Source organism: Sphingosinicella rhizophila, assembly GCF_032378825.1.
GTDB lineage: Bacteria > Pseudomonadota > Alphaproteobacteria > Sphingomonadales > Sphingomonadaceae > Allosphingosinicella > Allosphingosinicella rhizophila.
Map to the genome: position 1 here is coordinate 302,943 of NZ_JAVUPU010000004.1, position 18,146 is coordinate 321,088.

Consider the following 18,146-nt stretch of genomic DNA (forward strand, 5'->3'; position numbering starts at 1 on the left):
AGAGATGGACAATGGCACGTGTCGCAGTCGTAACCGGTGGCAGCCGCGGCATAGGCGAGGCGATCAGCGTCGCGCTCAAGGATGCCGGGATTCTGGTCGCCGCCAATTATGCCGGCAATGAGGAGAAGGCGCGCGACTTCACGGCCCGCACCGGCATCAAATCCTACAAATGGGACGTCAGCGACTTCGACGCCTGCGTCGCCGGAGTCGAACGGATCGAAAGCGAGCTGGGTCCGGTCGACATCCTCGTCAACAATGCCGGCATCACCCGCGACGCGACGATGAAGCGCATGTCGCGATCGATGTGGGACGAGGTGATCGACGTCAATCTGGGCGGGTGCTTCAACATGGCACAGGCGGTGTTCGAGGGCATGCAGGCCCGCAGGTTCGGCCGTATCATCAATATCGGATCGATCAACGGCCAGGCCGGCCAATATGGCCAGGTCAATTATGCCGCCGCCAAATCGGGCATTCACGGCTTCACCAAGGCGCTGGCGCAAGAGGGCGCGCGTGCCGGCGTTACCGTCAACGCCATCGCCCCCGGCTATATCGATACGGAAATGGTGGCTGCGGTGCCGGAAGACGTGCTCGGCAAGATCGTCTCGCGCATCCCGGTCGGGAGGCTCGGCAAGGCGGAGGAGATCGCGCGCGGCGTGCTCTTCCTCTGTTCGGACGATGCCGGCTTCGTCACCGGATCGACCCTGTCCATCAATGGCGGCCAGCACATGTATTAGTGACGTGACCGACTTGTTCCAGGGCCCGGTGAAACGGTCGATGATGATCGCCGGCCACGCCACGTCGATCAGCCTGGAGCCCGTTTTCTGGGATGCGCTTCGCGCCGCCGCCGAGGCGGAGAGGCTGCCGGTGAACGCCCTTGTCGCCCGCATCGACGCCGACCGGATCCAGGCGCCTCACCCCCCCAATCTCGGAAGCGCGATCCGCCTGTGGCTGTTCGACCAGGCAAAGGAGGCGACGGGCGAGAACGCGCCGGAAGGCCCGCCCAACGAAACAGGCTGAGACTCAACGCGCCAATAGCACCCGCGCCTGGGTGGCGATCTGGGCGAGCATCGGCGATGTCGTGACCGGGGCTGTGCGCGCCCGCTCGACGAGGCGGCGGAACTGGTCGATTCGCGGTCCCTGCTCCTTCACCCACTGGTCGACCCCGGCTTTTGGATCCGGGCTCTTCAGCCGCTCCAGGAAATCGAGCCGGAGCTGTTCGAAGTCGCGGGCGAGGCCGGCGGTCAAAAGGCGCTCCCACTGGTCGCGCGCTTCGAAGCGGTTCGCGGCGCCTTGTGCCCAATCCACGCCGAGCGCTTCACCGAGCTTGGTATAGGCGTCGGTGAGGGCGATGACGTCCACGCCGAGCCTCTTGCCCAAGGCGGCGATGCCGATGCCGCCATTGAGTTCGAACAGGCGAATGATCTGCTGCACGATCTCCGGAGGCGTGCCGAGTTCGACCAGCCGATCCCGCCGCGACGCCGATTCGCTCGCCACCTGCTGACGCAGCAGGCCGGAAACCACGGCGTCCAGCTTCGCGAGACCGGGCGCCAGATTGTCGACCATCTCGGTGAGCTTGGTCGTCGCCGACGTGCTCCGCAGGATGTCGGCGATATGGAGCTGCAGCGCTTCGGACGTCTGGTGGAACAAGGTGAGCCGGAGCTGTTCGGGAATGGCGGCGGTCTCCATCTGCTCCCAGAGCGCCTCCATGCCGAACAGCCGCTCGGCCGCGACGAAAGCCGCCGCCACCTGTCCGAGCGAGGCTCCCTCTTCCTCGGCCAGGGCGAAAGGCGCCATGATTCCCAGCCGGTTGACGAAACGGTTGGCTATCTTGGTGGCGATGATTTCCCGGCGCAGCCGGTGCTGCAGAATGGCATCGCCATGCTTTTCCTGCATGATCTTCGGAAAGGCATTGCACAATTCCGGCGTCAGCGTCGGATCCTCGGTGATCCTGCCGGCCTCGAGCGCCGACTGCAGCTCCATCTTGGACGTGGAGAGAAGGACCGCCAGTTCCGGACGGGTGAGGCCGCGATTTTCCTGGGCACGGCGCATCAGCTCTTCGTTGCTGGCCAGCCCTTCCACCGCACGGTTGAGCCGCCCGCCTTCCTCCAGAATCTCGATCACCCGCACCAGCGAGGGCAAGGCGCCCGCGCCCCCCTGTTCGGCGACGGAAAGCGCGAGAGTCTGAAGCCTGTTGTCCTCCAGCACGATCGCAGCGACCTCTTCGGTCATTTCGGCCAACAGCCGGTTGCGGTCGTCCAGCGCCAGCCGCCCTTCCACCATTTCCCGATTGAGCGGGATCTTGATGTTCACTTCATTGTCCGAACAATCGACACCGGCCGAATTGTCGATGAAATCGGTGTTGATGCGGCCCCCGGCCTGCGAATATTCGATCCGGCCCGCCTGGGTGACGGCCAGGTTGGCGCCTTCGCCGATCGCCTTCGCGCGAATATCGGCCCCGTTCACCCGTATCGCATCATTGGCAGGATCGCCGACCTCGCCATTGCTTTCGCTCCTGGCCTTTATGTAGGTGCCGATGCCGCCAAACCAGAACAGGTCGACCGGCGATTTGAGGATTGCGCCGATCAACGCCGCCGGCCCGATCTCCTCCGCGTCGATTTCCAGCAAGGCCCGCATTTCCGCGGTCAGCGGGATCGATTTCTGGCTGCGCGGGAAGATGCCGCCGCCCTTCGACAGAACCGAGCGATCATAATCGTCCCAGCTGGAGCGGGGCAGCTGGAAAAGACGATCCCGTTCTTCCCAACTCTTCGCCGGGTCGGGATCGGGATCGAGAAAGATGTGCCGATGATCGAAGGCGGCGACGAGCTTGATCGCCTTCGACAGCAGCATGCCGTTGCCGAAGACGTCGCCGGACATGTCGCCGCAGCCGGCCACGCGGATCGGCTGCGTCTGGACGTCGACGCCCATTTCAAGAAAATGGCGCTGCACCGAAATCCAGGCGCCGCGCGCGGTGATCCCCATCGCCTTGTGGTCATAACCCTGGCTGCCGCCACTGGCGAAGGCATCGCCTAGCCAGAAGTCGCGGGAGAGAGCGATTTCATTGGCGATGTCGGAAAAGCTTGCCGTGCCCTTGTCGGCCGCGACGACGAAATAGGGATCGTCGCCGTCATGGATCGCCATACCCTGGGGATGGACGATCCGGCCCTCGACGATATTGTCGGTGACCGAGAGCAAGGAGCGGATGAAGATGCGATAAGCCTCGGTGCCTTCCGCAAGCCAGGCATCGCGATCGGAGACCGGCGGCAGCTGCTTGGGATAGAAGCCGCCCTTGGCGCCGGTCGGCACGATGACGGCATTCTTCACCACCTGCGCCTTCATGAGACCGAGAACCTCGGTGCGGAAATCGTCACGCCGGTCCGACCATCTGAGCCCCCCGCGCGCGACCGGGCCGCCGCGCAGGTGGATGCCTTCGACCCTGGGACTGTAGATCCAGATTTCCCGCCACGGCACCGGCGCCGGCAGGCCGGGCACGAGCGCGCTGTCGAGCTTGAAGGCCAGCGCCTCCCGGCCGGGTGCGAAAGCATTGGTGCGCAGCGTCGCCCCGATCACGCCGCCCAGCAGTCGAAGGATACGATCTTCGTCGATCGCCGCGACATTGGCGAGACTGGCGCTGATGGCCGCCTTCGCCGCCGCGACTTTCTGCTCGCGCTTGTCCGCCGCGTCCGGATCGTGCTGGGCGTCGAACCATGCGATCAGGCCCTGCGTCACGGCCGGCGCGCGGCGCAGCGCCTCGACCACGGTCAGAAGGCTGTAGGGGAGGCCGGTCTGGCGGAGATAGCGGAACCAGGCGCGGAACAGCACCACGTCCCGCGGCTGCAGCGCCGCGGCGACGAGCAGTTGATTGAAGGCGTCATTCTCCGAACGCCCCTCCAGCACCGCGGCGATCGCATCTTCGATCAGCTCGGCCCGCTCCAGCACCTCGCTCGCATCGCCGCCGCCCTGCATTTCGAGCACGAAATCGTGGATATAGCCAAGCCGTCCCTCGTCGAGCGCCGACGGCACTTCCTCGAGCACGCGAAAGCCGAAATTCTCGAACACCGGCACGGCGTCGGAAAGCGGGATGATGCCGGCCAGCCGATAGGTTTTCAGCCGCAGGCGGGAGGGACCGTCCTCCTCCTCGCGATAGAGACGCGCATCGCGCTGCCCCGCGCCTTCGAGCTCGCAGATTCGCAAAATGTCCCGGGCGGCTTCGCGCGGTCCGGTGCGGAGTCGATAGGATTCGGGAAAATCGCCGAGATAGCCGAGCGCAAGACGCGTCGCGCGCGCCGGACCGACGATCTCGCCGAGCGCTTCCTCCACCGCCGGCTCCCAGCCGCGGACCATTTCGTCGAGCTGGCGGTCGAGTGCGGCCACATCGGGCGTGGGCGCCGCCGGATCGACATGAAGCGTGTAGCGTATCAGGGCGAGGTCGCCATCGCCCAGCTCCACCGACCAGCTCGAGATCGGCCCGCCCGCCGCCTGTTCCAGCAACGTGCCGATGGCGATGCGGCGACGCGTCGTCAGGTCGTCGCGCGGCAGCCAGACGAAGGCGAACAGATGACCCTGGAGCACGGATCGGACCAGCACGAGCGTCGGCCGCGGACGATCGGCGAGCGACATCGCCGTCACCACCAATTCCTTGACCGCGACGCGCGACAGATTGACCATCAGATCGCGCGGCAAGGACGTGATGGCGTGCCTCAGCGCCTTGCCGGAATGGCCCCTCGGATCGAAGCCGAATTCCTCTTCCAGCTCGGTCAGCCGGCGCCGGAGGACGGGCACCTCCTCGACCGGAACGGTCAGCGCCTGGCTGGTCCACAGGCCGGCATGAACGCCGATGCCGACAATCTCGTCCCCTTCCCGCACGGGCAGGACGACGAGATCGAGGGGGACGCGGCGGTGCACCGTCGATTTCCGGTCTGCCTTGGCGATAAGGGGTATGGTGCCGCCGTCCCGGAAATAGGCGATAGCGGTCGAACAATCGCCTTCGTCGGTTTCTTCGGCGGGCAGCCTGAACAGGCCGAGCATTTGGGAAGGCCCCTGGCCCGGCCGTTCGACCTGATAGCCGAGCAAGGTCATCGCGCCCTCGGCGAACCAATGCAGCAGCGCCGCACCTTCTTCATTGCCGAGCCGGGCAGCATCGTCGCGCATCCTGGCCTGCAGCGCGCGCCAGTCCGACACCGCCGCGCGGACGTCGGCGAGAACGCGGTGAAGCTCGGTGACGATATCGCGGCGGCCCCGGGCATCCTCCCGGTCGACCTCTAGATACATCATCGATTCGCGCCGTTCCGGCTCGTCGCAAAGCGGCTGCACCGACACCAGTCTGTCATGCTCGCCGCGCCGGACGCACAGCACCGGATGAAGCAGCCGGCGAACCGTCAGGCCGCGGGCCGCAAGCGCATTGGCGACGGAATCGACTAGGAAGGGCATGTCGTCATTGACGATGCCGATCCGCATTCGCCGCTGGCCGACTGCACCTCCCAGGGATTCGAGCCGCACCAATGCCGTGCCGGGCGGCCGGCGCGCCGCGCAGGTGGCGAGGAAGGTTGCCGCCTCGATCCTGTCCTCATCGGTGAAATCGGCGATCTCGCCGGGAACTGCGCCATCGACGAGGGCATTGCCCAACGCCTCGATGATCCGCGCGTCGGCGGCCTTTTCGTCCGCCCCCATGCTGTCCGCGTCTGTCATGTCGGCTCCCGCGCGGACGGCGGACGGCGCCGTCGGCTTGTCGGGGCGCTATATGCGTCGTGCCGCGACCGGGGCAAGCCGTGTCACGGCTTTATTTTCGTTGCGGAACCGTGTCCGCTCACGCCGAAAAGGGTTCAGCGCCCGGCCTGCCGAATCGCCCGTTCCACGAGCGCCCGATCCGCCACCGGCGCGACCACAGCCAGGCCGGCGGCGCCTTCGTTCCTGGCGATAAGGAGAACGAACTCGCCCTCGCCCGCATCCACGCCGATGTCGAGCCGCGCCAGCGTGTCGGCGTTGCGAAGCCGGCTTCGCGCGGCCTCCGCCTTATCAGGGGCCTGCTCCGGGCGGCGCGCGCGGCGTTCGGCCGCGACCATGCCCTTCAGGCCCCCTTCGAAACTTTCGAGGCAGGCGCGCAGGCTGCCCATCGGCAGCGCCTGGCGGTTGGCCCAGGACAGAGCGGCGGCATATTCGGTGAGACGCGTCTTGTCGTAATCGGCGCCGAAGACCAGCTTGACGATCGGCGTCATCGGCGCGCGGGCCTGCGGCTTCAGACCGGCATCCTCGAGCAATTCCGCATAATCCTCCGCCTCGGCCTCGGCGGCGAGAGCGAAATCATAAGCCAGGCCGAGCGCCCGGTACAAAGCGGCGCGGCTGCGCAATTCGACGCCCTTCGCGGCCTCGGCGCCGTCGCGTGCGGCGACCAGGCGATCGGCGAGTCCGGCATCCGCGTCCAGGATGTAATCGGCGAGGTCGAGCTCGGGTTCGTCCTGATTGTCCTCGGGCACCGGCAGCGTCTCGGCATTGGGTCCATCGGCCCAGACGAGGCCGGCCCCGGGCGCCGGGGTGGCGGCCAGGGCGCGATCGACCTGCCGGCCAATCTCGCTCGCCGTGTCCGTATCGACCAGTTCCTTCCAGTTGATGACGCCGTAGATGAAGTCGATCGTCTCGCCGGTGGAGGAGAAAGGCATCAGGATGCCGCGATACATGGTGTTGGCCCCGCGCTGGCCGACGAATTCGGCTTCGAAGCCGATCGGCGCGCGGTTGGCGATGATCTGGAGATAATGATCGGTGAGACGGGACAGAAGCGACCGGCTCGGCACCTGGCTGATGCGGATGATGTTGCCGGCCAGGCCGCATTCCTCGCGCAGGGCGCGGCCGATGAAGGCCACCGTGGGATCGTCGCTGTCGGTCGAGAAATCGAGCAGGACGCTGTTCGGTCCGAAATCATCGATATTGTGCGGTTCGAGATCGACGATCAGCGGATAGGGCCGGCCTTCGAGCAGCGACACCCAATAATTATAGGCGCGGACGTGCATGCGCCGCTCGTCGATGCCGATTTCGGGCGGCGCCTCGATGACCGCTTCCTCGTCGCGCGGCGCGCCGAAGTCGGCCTCGTCCTCAAAGGCCCGCACATTGTCCATTCACGCTGTCCTTGCGTCTGTCATTCGTCGCATGGACATGCACCCGGCATGGTTGAGAAAGCGTTAAGCCTTTGGTTGCGTTGCCAGGAATCCCCTGCATGCGCCGATCCGCGAGCGGCATCCGCACCACGTCGCTTGTCATCCGCCATAGCCGCTGATAAGGCGCGGCCTCCTTCGGATAGGCCGCTTTAGCTCAGCTGGTAGAGCACATCATTCGTAATGATGGGGTCAGGTGTTCGAGTCACCTAAGCGGCACCATTCCTTTCCGAACGGAATTCCAACATGCCCAGCCGAAAGGCCTTTCCAGAAGTCATCAATCGATCTCCAAGAGTCTACTGGTCACCAGGAATCCGACATTCGCCTTCGACCTGCTTTGGATATCCGTCTACCCTCGCAAACTTCGAACCATCCCAGACGAGTGTTTCAAACACGCATTTTGCGCTGTTGCCGCTCCCAACCTGCCACGTCGCGAGCAGCAAATTGCTGCCGCGCTGAGTGCGGACGTTCAGGTTCATATGATCCTCGCCGCCCAAGGTTCATGATTGCCCCCAATCCCTGGTTGTGAGCTTTCAGGAGGTGTTCATCCGGCTCAACCGTTAAAGACCGGCCCTGAGAAGTTCATGACACGCTGCTGCCTAAACGTAACGCGGGTAAGAGCTTTCACCTGATGCCCACAAAGCCGGGTGCAACTCAGTCTGACGACGTCGGAGCCTCCGTTGCTTGGCGGGCCCTCCGGTGCATGACCATAGCGCCCAGCGCCGGGATCAGGCCAGCTGTGAAGGCGATCAGCCCGTCTGTCGTCGGGAGTGCGTGCAAATGCATGAGCGCCGACAACGCCTCCACCCTGGTGAAAGCGAGCGCCGAAGCGATGGCGCAGAGCGCCACTAGATACGCCGCCCAAGTGCTCCCGCGACTCAGCGAGAGGAGCAGGATCGCAAGTGAAACGACGAGCGTGACGAGGGCCATCGAGCGCGCATGTTCTGGGGTTTCCCCCCCGTGCACGGTAAGGACGAAAATGGCGAGAATCGCCATCGCGATGGCCATGCCGGTCGCGACGATCGTCATCCACTCAAACGCGAGGAAAAAGCCGGCCGGGTCTGATCTTCGCGTCGCGAGCCTGCCGTCTGCGGGCTTTTGAAAGCCCAATATCGCGGCGGGGTGGATGAGAAGCTCAAGCCAGACGATGTGGACCGGAAGATAGAGCAGCGGAAAGCCCAGCAGGGGAATGATCGCAGCGGTCGCGACCAGCGGAATGTGAACCATCAGCAGGAAGGCGAAGCTCATACGGAGATTCTGGAAGATCTGCCGGCCTTCCGCGATTGCCGCGACGATCGTGCTGAAATTGTCGTCCATGAGCACGATCTGACTGACTTCCCGAGCGCTGCGCGTCCCGCGAAGGCCCATCGCAATGCCGACGTCCGCAGCGCGCAAGGCCGGCGCGTCATTGACCCCGTCGCCGGTCACCACGACAATGCGCCCCGCGCGTTGCAAGGCCTGCACGACCAGCACCTTCTGGGCGGGCGTGGCACGGGCCACGACGGTGAGTTGCCGCAACTCGTCCTTCCCCATATCCGCTAGCGCTGCTTCGAGGCGGTCGCCCGAAATCGGCAAGGGATCGTCCGCCAGCGCGGCCTCCCTGGCGATCGCCGCAGCCGTGTCGAGATGGTCGCCTGTTACCATGACGATCTGGATGCCCGCCCGCCGCGCCTCGGCCATTGCTTCCTGGACGCCCGTTCGTATCGGATCAGTGACCGCGATTAGCCCGGCGAACTGGAAACCCTCGTTCGGTTCCGATGATGGCTTTGCCTCTGAGAGGAGCCAGCCGCAGCCGAGGACCTTCTTACCCTGACCCGACAGCGCGCGCACCGTCTCCAGCCAGCGGTCCCGTTCCTGCGGCCCCATTTCGCACAGGTCGAGGATCGTTTCGGCGGCGCCCTTGACCGAGGCCAGCATCGGCTCGCCCGGCCTTGCCCAGACGGCGGTCTCCCGCCGTCGTCCCTCGGTGAATGGGAAGAGACGCACCCGGGCCCAACCGACCTCTGCCGAGGGTGCCCGCTCGAGGATCGCCGAGTCGAGTGGATCGCCGGAATCGCCACGGGCAGCAAGGGCAGCGACCTTCATCAGCCACCCCTTTTCGACGCCTGTGGCGGGCACCGCGTCGCTGAATGTAAGCCTTCCTTCGGTGATGGTCCCCGTCTTATCGCTGCAGATCGCCGATGCGCGCCCGATACTCTCGACGGCGACGGCGCGGCGAACCAACGCCTTGCGCCGGGCCAGCCGGTAAACGCCGACTCCGAGAAAGAAGGTGAGGACGACCGGAAACTCCTCGGGGATCGCCGCGACGGCGAGCGTGGCAGCGCTCAGGAAGGCGTCGGCCCATCCGAACCCCTGCGACAGCCGGACTCCGGCAAGCAGGAGGCAGATTATGAGTGCCGCGACTAGCAGGATCTTCACAAGCCGCCCGACAGCATCCTGGAGCGGCGTTCGGCCTTGCGGGCCCTGGACGACGGAGCGTACGACTTCGCCGTAAAGGGTGTCGCCGCCAACCAGCAGAATCCGCACGTGCGCCGTTCCCGTCAGCAGACGAGTGCCGGCAAAGACCCACGCCGCTTCGGGTGGTGGCGCCCGCCTGGAATATGCGCTTTTCGCGACCGGAAAGGCTTCGCCCGTGAGCGAGGACTCCTCGGCTTGAAGACCAGCCCCAAACAGGACGATGCCATCAGCCGGAAAGGACTCGCCGGGTGAAACGATCGCGAGATCGCCGGCCACGACCTGGTCGGCGGCGATCCGGCGCCGAACGCCGTCACGCACGACGGTGGCCTCTTCGGCCAGCGCACTGCTGAGCCCCTCGATCGACGCCTGGGTTCGCCGGTGGAGATAGAAATCCATTGCCAGCAGCGGCGCGATCGCGGCCAGCAGCACCGCCGCATCCGTATATTGGCCGAGGAGGCCGAACAGGCCGCTCGTCAGCAGCAGGAACCAGAGCATCGGATCGCCTACTGCGTCTCGGACGGTCGCCGTGCGCGACCGAGGCACGTGCTCGGCGATCAGGTTATTCCCGAAGCGCTGCCCGAATGTGGACACCTCGGTCTCTGAGAGACCCACATCAGCCCCCATCGCGAGCAAATGCTCCCGATCGGCCGGGACATCTCGCTTCACGAGACGAGTCTTGCGGACGCTTTCACTCCCGCACCACCAGCACGGAACAGCGGGCGTGGCGCACGACGCGCGAGGCGTTCGCCCCGATCAGCCAGTCCCGCATCTCGGGGCGACGCGAGGCGAGGACGATCAGGTCAGCCTCGACCTGCTGCGCCAGGTCGAGGATCCCGCCGCCGATGCTGCCAGTGCCGACCCTGGTTTCCAGCTGTGTCTCGCTGCGCAATTCTTCGGCAAGCAGGCCCAGGCGGGCGCTCGCGGTGGACAGAAGCTCCCGATATCCGATCGCTGACCATTGCACCTCCCGCGCGGCCGCCTTGTCCTCGACAACGGTCGCCAAGGTCACCCGAGCCTTGAAGCATAGTGCCAGCGCGACCGCTGTCGGCACCGCTTTCGACCAGGAACTGGGCTCCTCCAGGTCGACGGGGACAAGGATACTGGAGTACAATTATCGTCCCCTGAAAGGTCGTTTGGCTCCGTGCCAGCGCGCCACAAGGATTTCTCGCAGAGCCATCCACAGGGGCGTATCCGGAAATTCCCTTAACGACCAGAGCAGGAAGCGATCCTAACCTCGTCGCCTGAGGAGGAATAGGCGCTTGGCGATGCAAACCCTTTCCACCACCGGTCCATCGGGTAGAATTCGAGTCCAGGATCTGCCGCTCCGGCTGTTGCAGCTAATGTTGCGGTCAGCCGCCCATCAGGGCGTATATCTCGAGTCGGCTTCAGGATAATGGCTCCGCGCTCACATGCGCGGCGCAACCAAGTGCGGACGAGACTGTCAGTGTGTATCACCGGTCATGCCCTTGAGCTCCGGTGCTGGAGAGACGTCGTACTCCGCTCAGCGGAGAACCATGTTGCACCCACTAATAATTGAAGATGAGTCGCTGATAGCGATGTCGATCGAGGCAATCCTCAGAGACTGTGGCTTCACCTCCTTCTCCTTAGCAAAGTCAAGCGAGGAAGCTATTACGGCAGCTCAACCCAGGTGCCCCGACCTCATCACCGCCGACGTTCAGTTAAGGCCGGGTTGCGGCATAGAATCTGTCAACGCGATCTGCAGCGGTCCGCCAATCCCTACAATATTTGTTATCGGAAGCCCCAGCGAAGTGGTAAGCCGGATGCCTCAGCACCTGATGGTGGTGAAACCCTTTTCCGACCAAGCAGTGATGAGGGCCCGTCAGATTGGCTCTTGCACCCTCTCAAAGGCAAAGTTGATGCCATCCGCCCTCAAATCTGTTCCCGTCACATCAACCGCCCTAGGCATGGCTCTGATTGCGTCATCCAATGCTCCCTTGCTCCTGCTTGCCGAAGACCTCACCGTAATCGCCGCCAGCAGTTCGTTCTGCTGCGAGTTCGGCATTGACCCCGCCACAGTCGAAGGCACCAAGCTTGCAAACTTGGGCGCGGGCGAATGGGACGTGCCCCAGTTGAATTCATTGCTCGAAGCTACTCTTGGCGGAGCGGCGGCCATCGATGCCTATGAAATGGATCTCGTTCGCGAAGGCGAGGATTCTTCCTGTCTCCTGCTCAATGCCCACAAGCTTGATTATGGCGACGAAGAGAATCCCCGAATCGTGCTCGCAGTCACGGACATTACATCCGCCCGCTTGGCGGAGAAGTTGAAGGACGATCTGCTTCAAAGAAACCAGATTCTGCTGCAGGAGCTCCAGCATCGAGTGGCCAACAGCCTCCAGATCATTGCAAGCGTGCTGATGCAAAGTGCCCGTCGCGTGCAGTCCGAAGAGACCCGAACACATCTTCACAATGCACATCATAGAGTCATGTCGATCGCCACACTCCAAAAGCAGCTGGCTATCAGGAGCACGGACAAGGTCGAGCTGAGAAAATATCTGAAGGAACTGTGCGCCAGCATCGGCGCGTCGATGATCGACGATCCGGATCGGGTCTCCTTGGTTTCCAAGGCCGACGACACCGTAACCACGGCCAATGTGTCCGTAAGCCTTGGTCTGATCGTCACCGAATTAGTCATCAATTCGTTGAAACATGCCTTCCCCGGCCGGAACCAGAAGGGGAAGATCAACGTCGGCTACCTGACGAATGACGGGGGTTGGACCCTGACAGTCGAAGACGACGGCAGCGGAATGTCAGTGGAAGATGACGCCAAGCCTGGATTGGGGACGGGCATCGTCGAAGCTCTCGCCAGGCAACTTGATGCCACAGTCAAAGTGACGGACCGGCACCCCGGCACAAAGGTATCGGTTGTTCGCGCCCCATGATGGCGAGCCTGATGCTCAACAGCCGCCTCGCTTGGGCCCGACGAGGGCTATCGCGCGTTGGCGAGATATGAAAAGCAGACCATCACACATCAAGATCGTCAATTTCATGTTGGGCACGTTCCTGATCTCGCTGCCTTCCATGATCATCGCCTACAGGCTCGCGACCGCTTAGCGCCCTTTTGGCCAAGCATCAGACTCCTGGAGCGCCGAGCCACCTCCCCCGGTCTGCGGCGCTCCCTTTTTTATCCTCAAGGTTCTGAACGCGTAGCCGGTGTATCGCGGCCGCACCTTGGCTATTCCAATTCACGGGTTCAGATAATCCGTGGGCTCGGCCTTACTCACGCTCGGGCGATCATTCAGGTCTTCCAGCCGCAGACCGCCTGGCGCCTCATTGTCCTCGTGCGGAGTGGTGCGCCGTCCGCCGCCGGCTTGCACGTCGCTATCATAATCCTCGCCGGGATTTTCGCCGCCCGCGCCAGAGCCGCTGCCGTGAACCTCTCCAGTCTTCCGGTCAAAAGCCGCCCGCTGTCCTTGATTGCCCGCTCCTGGTTCGTTTTCGTGGCTCATCGTTCTGACTCCCATGCAATGCACGGAAGCAACAACCGATCGCGTGTCCCGTTCCTTCAAGGACCGGCCGGCGGGATCAAAGCGGAGAATCCGCCCCGAGGTGAAGATAGTTCGGGTGGAAGTCGGCGATCTTCGCCATGCGCTTCCAGTCGGTAATGACCACGGACCGTTTGTGCCGCTGCGTCAGGCCGTCCGCGTCGAGCGCCCGCAAGGTGCGATTCACATGCACCGAGGTCAATCCGGTCGCGTCGGCTATCTGTTCCTGGGTCATGGGCAGTTCGTAATTGCACTGTTCCCCGAGCCCCGCCGAATCCAGGCGCATAGCGAATTCGCACAGGAGATGGGCCACCCGGGTCTTGGCATTCCTGCGTCCGATATTCGCGGCCCATTCGCGCGTGATGGAGCCATCGACCAGGGTTTCCAGCCAAAGCGCCTTTCCCACCCGCGGTCGCGCGAAAGCCAGATCCTCGATCGCTTCCCTGGGAATGAAAGCCGCCGACACTTCGGTGAGGGTCTCGACGTCGTGATCGGCAACCTTCAACAATGAATTCTGAAGGTCGACCATGTCGCCCGGAATATTGACGTTGACGATCTGCCGCCCCCCGCGCGCGACGATTTTCTGCCTGATGGAGAAGCCGGACACCAGCAGGCAGCAATGGGTCGGACGATCACCCTCGCGGACGATCATTTTATGGGGCGCGATCTGCTTGAACGAAAAAGGCAAAGCGTACACCGCCTCCAGCTCGGCCCGGCCAAGCGTGCTCCACTTCGTCAGCTTGTTGGCCAGGGGAGCCAGTGGTGAATCCGGGTGCATGCGATCTCCTGCTCCGACGGCGCGGATGTAGCGGCCTTTGCTGTGCTTTCACCCGGAAAATGCATTGATCCAGGTTCAAGATCGTGAACTAAATTTTCCGGACAGCGCTTAGGCCGGATGCCACGTTATTATTTCAACCTCTATGACGACGACGTCACCGTAGATGAAGAGGGAAAGGAGCTGCCGGATCTGGAGACCGCGCATACGCATGCCCTGGAAAACGTTCGCGCCATTGCGTGCGAAGAATTGAGGGAAGGCTATCTCCATCTCGCCCACAGGATAGATGTATTGGACGAACAGGGCCGCCTCGCGCTGACCGTGACTTTCAGGGAATCCTTCACCCTGGAGGAATGAGCGTTCCGGCCGCGCACGATCAGCCCATTGTCACGTCGAGGAACATCATGGCGGCAAGGCCGACCATCAGGCCGGCCGTCGCCCGCCCGCGGAACTCGATCCTGCGATGAGTCTGGGGGATGATTTCCGAAGCGACCACATAGATCATCGCGCCGGCGGCAAATCCCAAGCCCCAGGGCAGCAAAGCGGACGACAGGGATACCAGGGTGACCCCGATCAGGCCGCCCACCGGCTCGACCAGACCCGATGCCAGCGCGCCGGCGATCGCACGGCGGGACGAATAGCCCAGGGTCGCAAGCGCGGCGGCGACCGCAAGCCCCTCCGGAATATTCTGGAGCCCGATGCCGAGCGCCGTCGCCGCCCCGGCCGCCATATCGCCGCCGCCGAAGCTGACGCCCACGGCCAGTCCCTCCGGCAAATTGTGCAAGGTGATCGCCGCCACGAAAAGCCAGACGCGGCGGTGGGAGGCGGCATCGGCGATCGCGCCGGGGCCCAGCCCGATGCGATCGAGCGGAGGGACGAAGCGGTTGAGTTGGGCCACAGTCACCGCGCCAAACAGGACCGCGGCGACAATGATCGCAGCGGCGCCTGCACGCCCCGCCCCCTGCACCTGAGCCTGCTCGATGCCGGGGATGATCAGGGAAAAGAAGGATGCCGCCAGCATCACGCCCGCCGCGAAGCCGAGGAACAGATTCTGCTGCTGTTCGGTCGGCCGGCCGATCGTCAGGATCGGCAACGCCCCGATCATTGTGGCGAGCCCGGCGGCAAGGCTTGCCAGGAAGCCGGTCATCAGGATGGATTGGCTCAAACAATATGATCCTTGGCGCGATCTCGGGACAGGAATCGAACCATCCTGCCACCGGCGAGTTCCATCACATCCTATTGAAAGAAATCACTAATCGAGATCAGTTGCGGCCCGTGACCCGGAACGCCGCCGTGTCCGGATGGTTGAGGCAACTCCCCCCGGACGGAGACTTCGAGAATGTTCATGCACAATAAGCGCCTGCAATATACGGTCCGCGTGGCCGAGCCCAACCCCGCTTTGGCTTCGCTGCTGCTCGAACAATTTGGCGGGCCCGACGGGGAGCTCGCCGCCGCCATGCGCTATTTCACCCAGGGCCTGGCAGAGGATGATCCTGGCCGGAAGGACATGCTGCTCGACATCGCGACCGAGGAATTGAGCCATTTGGAAGTGATCGGATCGATCGTCGCCATGCTGAACAAGGGCGTGAAAGCGCAATTGTCCGAAGCGGCGATGGAGGAAGCCGATTTGTATGTGGCCATCAACCAGGGCGGCGACAGCCATACCCAATCGCTCCTTTACGGAGGCGGCCCTTCACTGACCAATTCCTCGGGTGTCCCGTGGACCGCGGCCTATGTCGACAGCCGCGGCGACCCGACTTGCGACCTGCGTTCGAACATCGCCGCCGAAAGCCGCGCCAAGATCATCTACGAGCGGCTGATCAATATTACCGACGATCCCGGGATCAAGGATGCCCTGGGCTTCCTGATGACGCGTGAAGTCGCACACCAGAAGTCCTTCGAGAAGGCGCTCTATGCGATCGAAGACAATTTCCCGCCGGGAAAATTGCCCGGCATCGCGCGCTACGCCAACGTCTATGTCAACACCTCGCAAGGTGAAGGCGACAGCAGCGGACCGTGGAACGAGGGCGATCAATGGGAGCGTATCGACGATCTCGAGGAAACCATGCCGATCGATGCTGGCGACGGCACTGCCACGGTCGGTCTGCCAAAGGCCGATTTGAAGCTGCTCGAAAAGCTGGCCACGCGCACGAAATCGGACCCCGCGAGCAACCCCACGACGGGCGTCGATCTGGGTGCAGGACCGGGCGCCGGCAAGACGACGGACCGCGACCATGGAGGCGCGGCGGACATCGAAACCGCTTCCGCCGATGCGGACAAGCTGGCCAAGGCTTCGCCCAAGAAGAAGTGATCGGAGCGGCGTGCGGCCAGGCAGGTGCCTCGGCCAGGCCAGGTCCAAAACATTTGAATTGAGCCTGATTCATCTCATCGGCGGAGGCGCCAAGCGCCTCCGCTTCAAAACGGTGCGGGTCTAGGCACCTGCCGGCCTTCGCTCTATTCCGCGGGTCCCGTCCCACCGATCGGCAGACCATGCGCCTCCAAGGCTTCGACATTTCCGGCTTCCTGCGCGACCATTGGCAGCGCCGACCGTTGCTGATCCGGAATCCTTGGACGCACTGGGAAAATCCGATCGATCCCGGGGAATTGGCCGGCCTTGCCTGCGAACCGGACGTGGAATCGCGGCTGATCACCGAAACGGGCGACAAGTGGAAGGTCGAGCATGGGCCGATCGACGAGCGGCGCTTCCGCCGGCTCGGCGAGCGGCAATGGACTTTGCTGGTACAGGCCGTGGACCATCACGTGCCGGAGGTCGCTTCCTTGATCGCGCCCTTTCGCTTCATTCCCAATTGGCGGATCGACGATGTCATGGTCAGCTGCGCCGCCGACGGGGGCGGCGTCGGGCCCCATTTCGATCATTATGACGTGTTCCTGATCCAGGGCCTCGGCAAACGCCGCTGGCGGGTCGGCACCTCAAGCGAGCCGGGCGCGGCCACCTTGCCGCACGACGATCTGCGCCTGCTGGCCGATTTCGAGCCGGGCGAGGAATGGGTGCTGGAGCCAGGCGACATTCTGTACGTGCCGCCGGGCTTCGGTCACGAAGGCGTCGCGGTCGGCGATGATTGCATGACCTATTCGATCGGCTTTCGGGCGCCGTCGCGCGGCGAATTGATCAGCCACTGGTCCGATCACCTGATCGACCAGTTCGCGGAGGATGATCGTTACACCGATCCCGATCTGGCGGCGCAGGAGAATCCTGGCGAGATCCCGGCTCATGCGATCGCAACGCTGCATGAGATGGTGACCGAGAAGATGCTGGACCGGGACGCGTTCGCCCGCTGGTTCGGCCTCCACAGCAGCTCGCCGAAATATGCCGAGCTGGACTGGCGGCCGGAAATGCCGACCACGATGACGGCGATGCGCCTGCATCTCGCCGCCCGGCCGATCTTGCGCCGCAATCCGGCGAGCCGCTTCTCCTTCGTCCGGCAAGGAGCGGAACAGGTGCTGCTGTTCGTCGACGGCCAATGTTTCGAATGCGCCAGTGAAACGCGCACCTTTGCCGAACTGGTTTGCGCGCAGGACATCGTGACGGTCACACCAAAGCTGATCGATTCCGACGCCGTGATGGATCTTGCGGCCACGCTCTACAACCAAGGCAGCCTGGGCTTGGACGAACAGAGCGAGGGGGCCCACGCCTAGACCATAGAGCCTGATTCACCTCAAACGACCAGGCCTAAGCCAGCGCGGCCTCTCGCCAGGCCCCGGGCGCCATGCCTTCGACCGTCCAATCGCCGATGCGCCATCGCACGAGGCGCAGGGTCGGGTGGCCGACGGCCGCCGTCATCCTGCGCACCTGCCGGTTTCGGCCCTCGCGAATCGTCAGGCTCAGCCAGCAATCGGGTACGCTCTTGCGAAAGCGGATCGGCGGATCGCGCGGCCAGAGCGGCGGGGCGCCAACGACCTCCGCTTCGGCCGGCCGGGTCACCCCGTCCTTCAGCTCCACGCCTTGCCGCAGCCGATCGAGGGCGGCCTCCCCGACCGCGCCTTCGACCTGCACGAAATAGGTCTTCGCCATCTTGAACCGAGGATCGGCGATGCGGGCCTGGAACCTGCCATTGTCGGTCAGCAGGAGCAGCCCTTCACTGTCGCGATCGAGCCGGCCCGCGGGATAGACGCCCGGCAGGCGAATGAAGTCCGACAGAGTGGCCCGCGCGGATTCCGCGCCGCGGTCCGTGAACTGCGACAGAACGCCATAGGGCTTGTTGAACAGGATCAGCCGGGACACGGGAGCATCCGATCTCCGTGGATTTG

Annotated in this window: 14 protein-coding genes, 1 tRNA gene and 1 pseudogene; 8 read left to right on the top strand and 8 right to left on the bottom strand. The window is 63.9% G+C overall.

What is annotated here, in order from left to right; translation table 11 throughout:
* Window positions 1-11 precede the first annotated feature (11 nt).
* Both phbB and RQX22_RS10030 read left to right on the top strand, forming a co-directional pair.
* Window positions 12-734, top strand: a complete 723-nt coding sequence (gene phbB / locus RQX22_RS10025; RefSeq protein ID WP_315726054.1) for an acetoacetyl-CoA reductase — start codon at window positions 12-14, stop codon at window positions 732-734.
* A 4-nt stretch (window positions 735-738) separates the two neighbouring features.
* The gene (locus tag RQX22_RS10030) at window positions 739-1,017 is read left to right on the top strand and encodes a ribbon-helix-helix domain-containing protein (RefSeq protein ID WP_410001627.1); all 279 of its coding nucleotides are present in this window, start codon (window positions 739-741) and stop codon (window positions 1,015-1,017) included.
* Window positions 1,018-1,020: 3 nt separating this feature from the next.
* Here RQX22_RS10030 and RQX22_RS10035 read toward each other — a convergent pair whose 3' ends face one another.
* Together RQX22_RS10035 and RQX22_RS10040 are read right to left on the bottom strand one after the other, a co-directional pair.
* Complete coding sequence (locus RQX22_RS10035) at window positions 1,021-5,685, bottom strand: NAD-glutamate dehydrogenase (RefSeq protein ID WP_315726058.1); 4,665 nt, start codon at window positions 5,683-5,685, stop codon at window positions 1,021-1,023.
* A 134-nt stretch (window positions 5,686-5,819) separates the two neighbouring features.
* Entirely contained in the window at window positions 5,820-7,106 is a 1,287-nt protein-coding gene (locus RQX22_RS10040; protein WP_315726060.1) for a PAS domain-containing protein, read from the bottom strand.
* 182 nt (window positions 7,107-7,288) lie between these two features.
* Here RQX22_RS10040 and RQX22_RS10045 point away from each other — a divergent pair.
* Window positions 7,289-7,364 (top strand) — tRNA-Thr (locus RQX22_RS10045).
* A 432-nt stretch (window positions 7,365-7,796) separates the two neighbouring features.
* Here RQX22_RS10045 and RQX22_RS10050 read toward each other — a convergent pair.
* Window positions 7,797-10,265, bottom strand: coding sequence for a cation-translocating P-type ATPase (locus tag RQX22_RS10050; protein WP_315726062.1), 2,469 nt, complete (start codon window positions 10,263-10,265; stop codon window positions 7,797-7,799).
* A 22-nt stretch (window positions 10,266-10,287) separates the two neighbouring features.
* On the bottom strand, window positions 10,288-10,710 hold the full coding sequence (locus RQX22_RS10055; protein ID WP_315726064.1) for a universal stress protein: 423 nt from the start codon (window positions 10,708-10,710) through the stop codon (window positions 10,288-10,290).
* A 403-nt stretch (window positions 10,711-11,113) separates the two neighbouring features.
* Here RQX22_RS10055 and RQX22_RS19335 point away from each other — a divergent pair.
* Together RQX22_RS19335 and RQX22_RS10060 are read left to right on the top strand one after the other, a co-directional pair.
* A pseudogene (locus tag RQX22_RS19335) lies at window positions 11,114-11,347 on the top strand (response regulator); the annotation flags it as partial.
* Window positions 11,348-11,524: 177 nt separating this feature from the next.
* Window positions 11,525-12,499: a sensor histidine kinase gene (locus RQX22_RS10060; RefSeq protein WP_315726066.1), complete on the top strand. Its 975-nt coding sequence runs from the start codon at window positions 11,525-11,527 to the stop codon at window positions 12,497-12,499.
* Window positions 12,500-12,802: 303 nt separating this feature from the next.
* Here RQX22_RS10060 and RQX22_RS10065 read toward each other — a convergent pair whose 3' ends face one another.
* Together RQX22_RS10065 and RQX22_RS10070 are read right to left on the bottom strand one after the other, a co-directional pair.
* Entirely contained in the window at window positions 12,803-13,066 is a 264-nt protein-coding gene (locus RQX22_RS10065; RefSeq protein ID WP_315726068.1) for a hypothetical protein, read from the bottom strand.
* A 76-nt stretch (window positions 13,067-13,142) separates the two neighbouring features.
* Window positions 13,143-13,880, bottom strand: a complete 738-nt coding sequence (locus tag RQX22_RS10070) for a Crp/Fnr family transcriptional regulator (protein WP_315726070.1) — start codon at window positions 13,878-13,880, stop codon at window positions 13,143-13,145.
* Window positions 13,881-13,997: 117 nt separating this feature from the next.
* Between RQX22_RS10070 and RQX22_RS10075 the strand changes: the two genes are divergently transcribed.
* On the top strand, window positions 13,998-14,234 hold the full coding sequence (locus RQX22_RS10075; protein ID WP_315726072.1) for a DUF6894 family protein: 237 nt from the start codon (window positions 13,998-14,000) through the stop codon (window positions 14,232-14,234).
* Between the two features lie 19 nt (window positions 14,235-14,253).
* Here the strand turns inward: RQX22_RS10075 and RQX22_RS10080 are convergent, their stop codons facing one another.
* Entirely contained in the window at window positions 14,254-15,042 is a 789-nt protein-coding gene (locus RQX22_RS10080) for a ZIP family metal transporter (RefSeq protein WP_315726074.1), read from the bottom strand.
* Between the two features lie 174 nt (window positions 15,043-15,216).
* Between RQX22_RS10080 and RQX22_RS10085 the strand changes: the two genes are divergently transcribed.
* Together RQX22_RS10085 and RQX22_RS10090 are read left to right on the top strand one after the other, a co-directional pair.
* Window positions 15,217-16,188 carry a manganese catalase family protein gene (locus tag RQX22_RS10085; protein WP_315726076.1) on the top strand — a complete coding sequence of 324 codons (972 nt, stop codon included), beginning with the start codon at window positions 15,217-15,219 and terminating at the stop codon, window positions 16,186-16,188.
* 179 nt (window positions 16,189-16,367) lie between these two features.
* Window positions 16,368-17,534 (top strand): cupin domain-containing protein, encoded by a 1,167-nt coding sequence (locus RQX22_RS10090; RefSeq protein WP_315726078.1) that lies wholly within the window; start codon window positions 16,368-16,370, stop codon window positions 17,532-17,534.
* A 34-nt stretch (window positions 17,535-17,568) separates the two neighbouring features.
* On the opposite strand, the gene RQX22_RS10095 is transcribed toward RQX22_RS10090, so the two are convergent.
* Window positions 17,569-18,120 carry a pseudouridine synthase gene (locus RQX22_RS10095; protein ID WP_315726080.1) on the bottom strand — a complete coding sequence of 184 codons (552 nt, stop codon included), beginning with the start codon at window positions 18,118-18,120 and terminating at the stop codon, window positions 17,569-17,571.
* Window positions 18,121-18,146 lie beyond the last annotated feature (26 nt).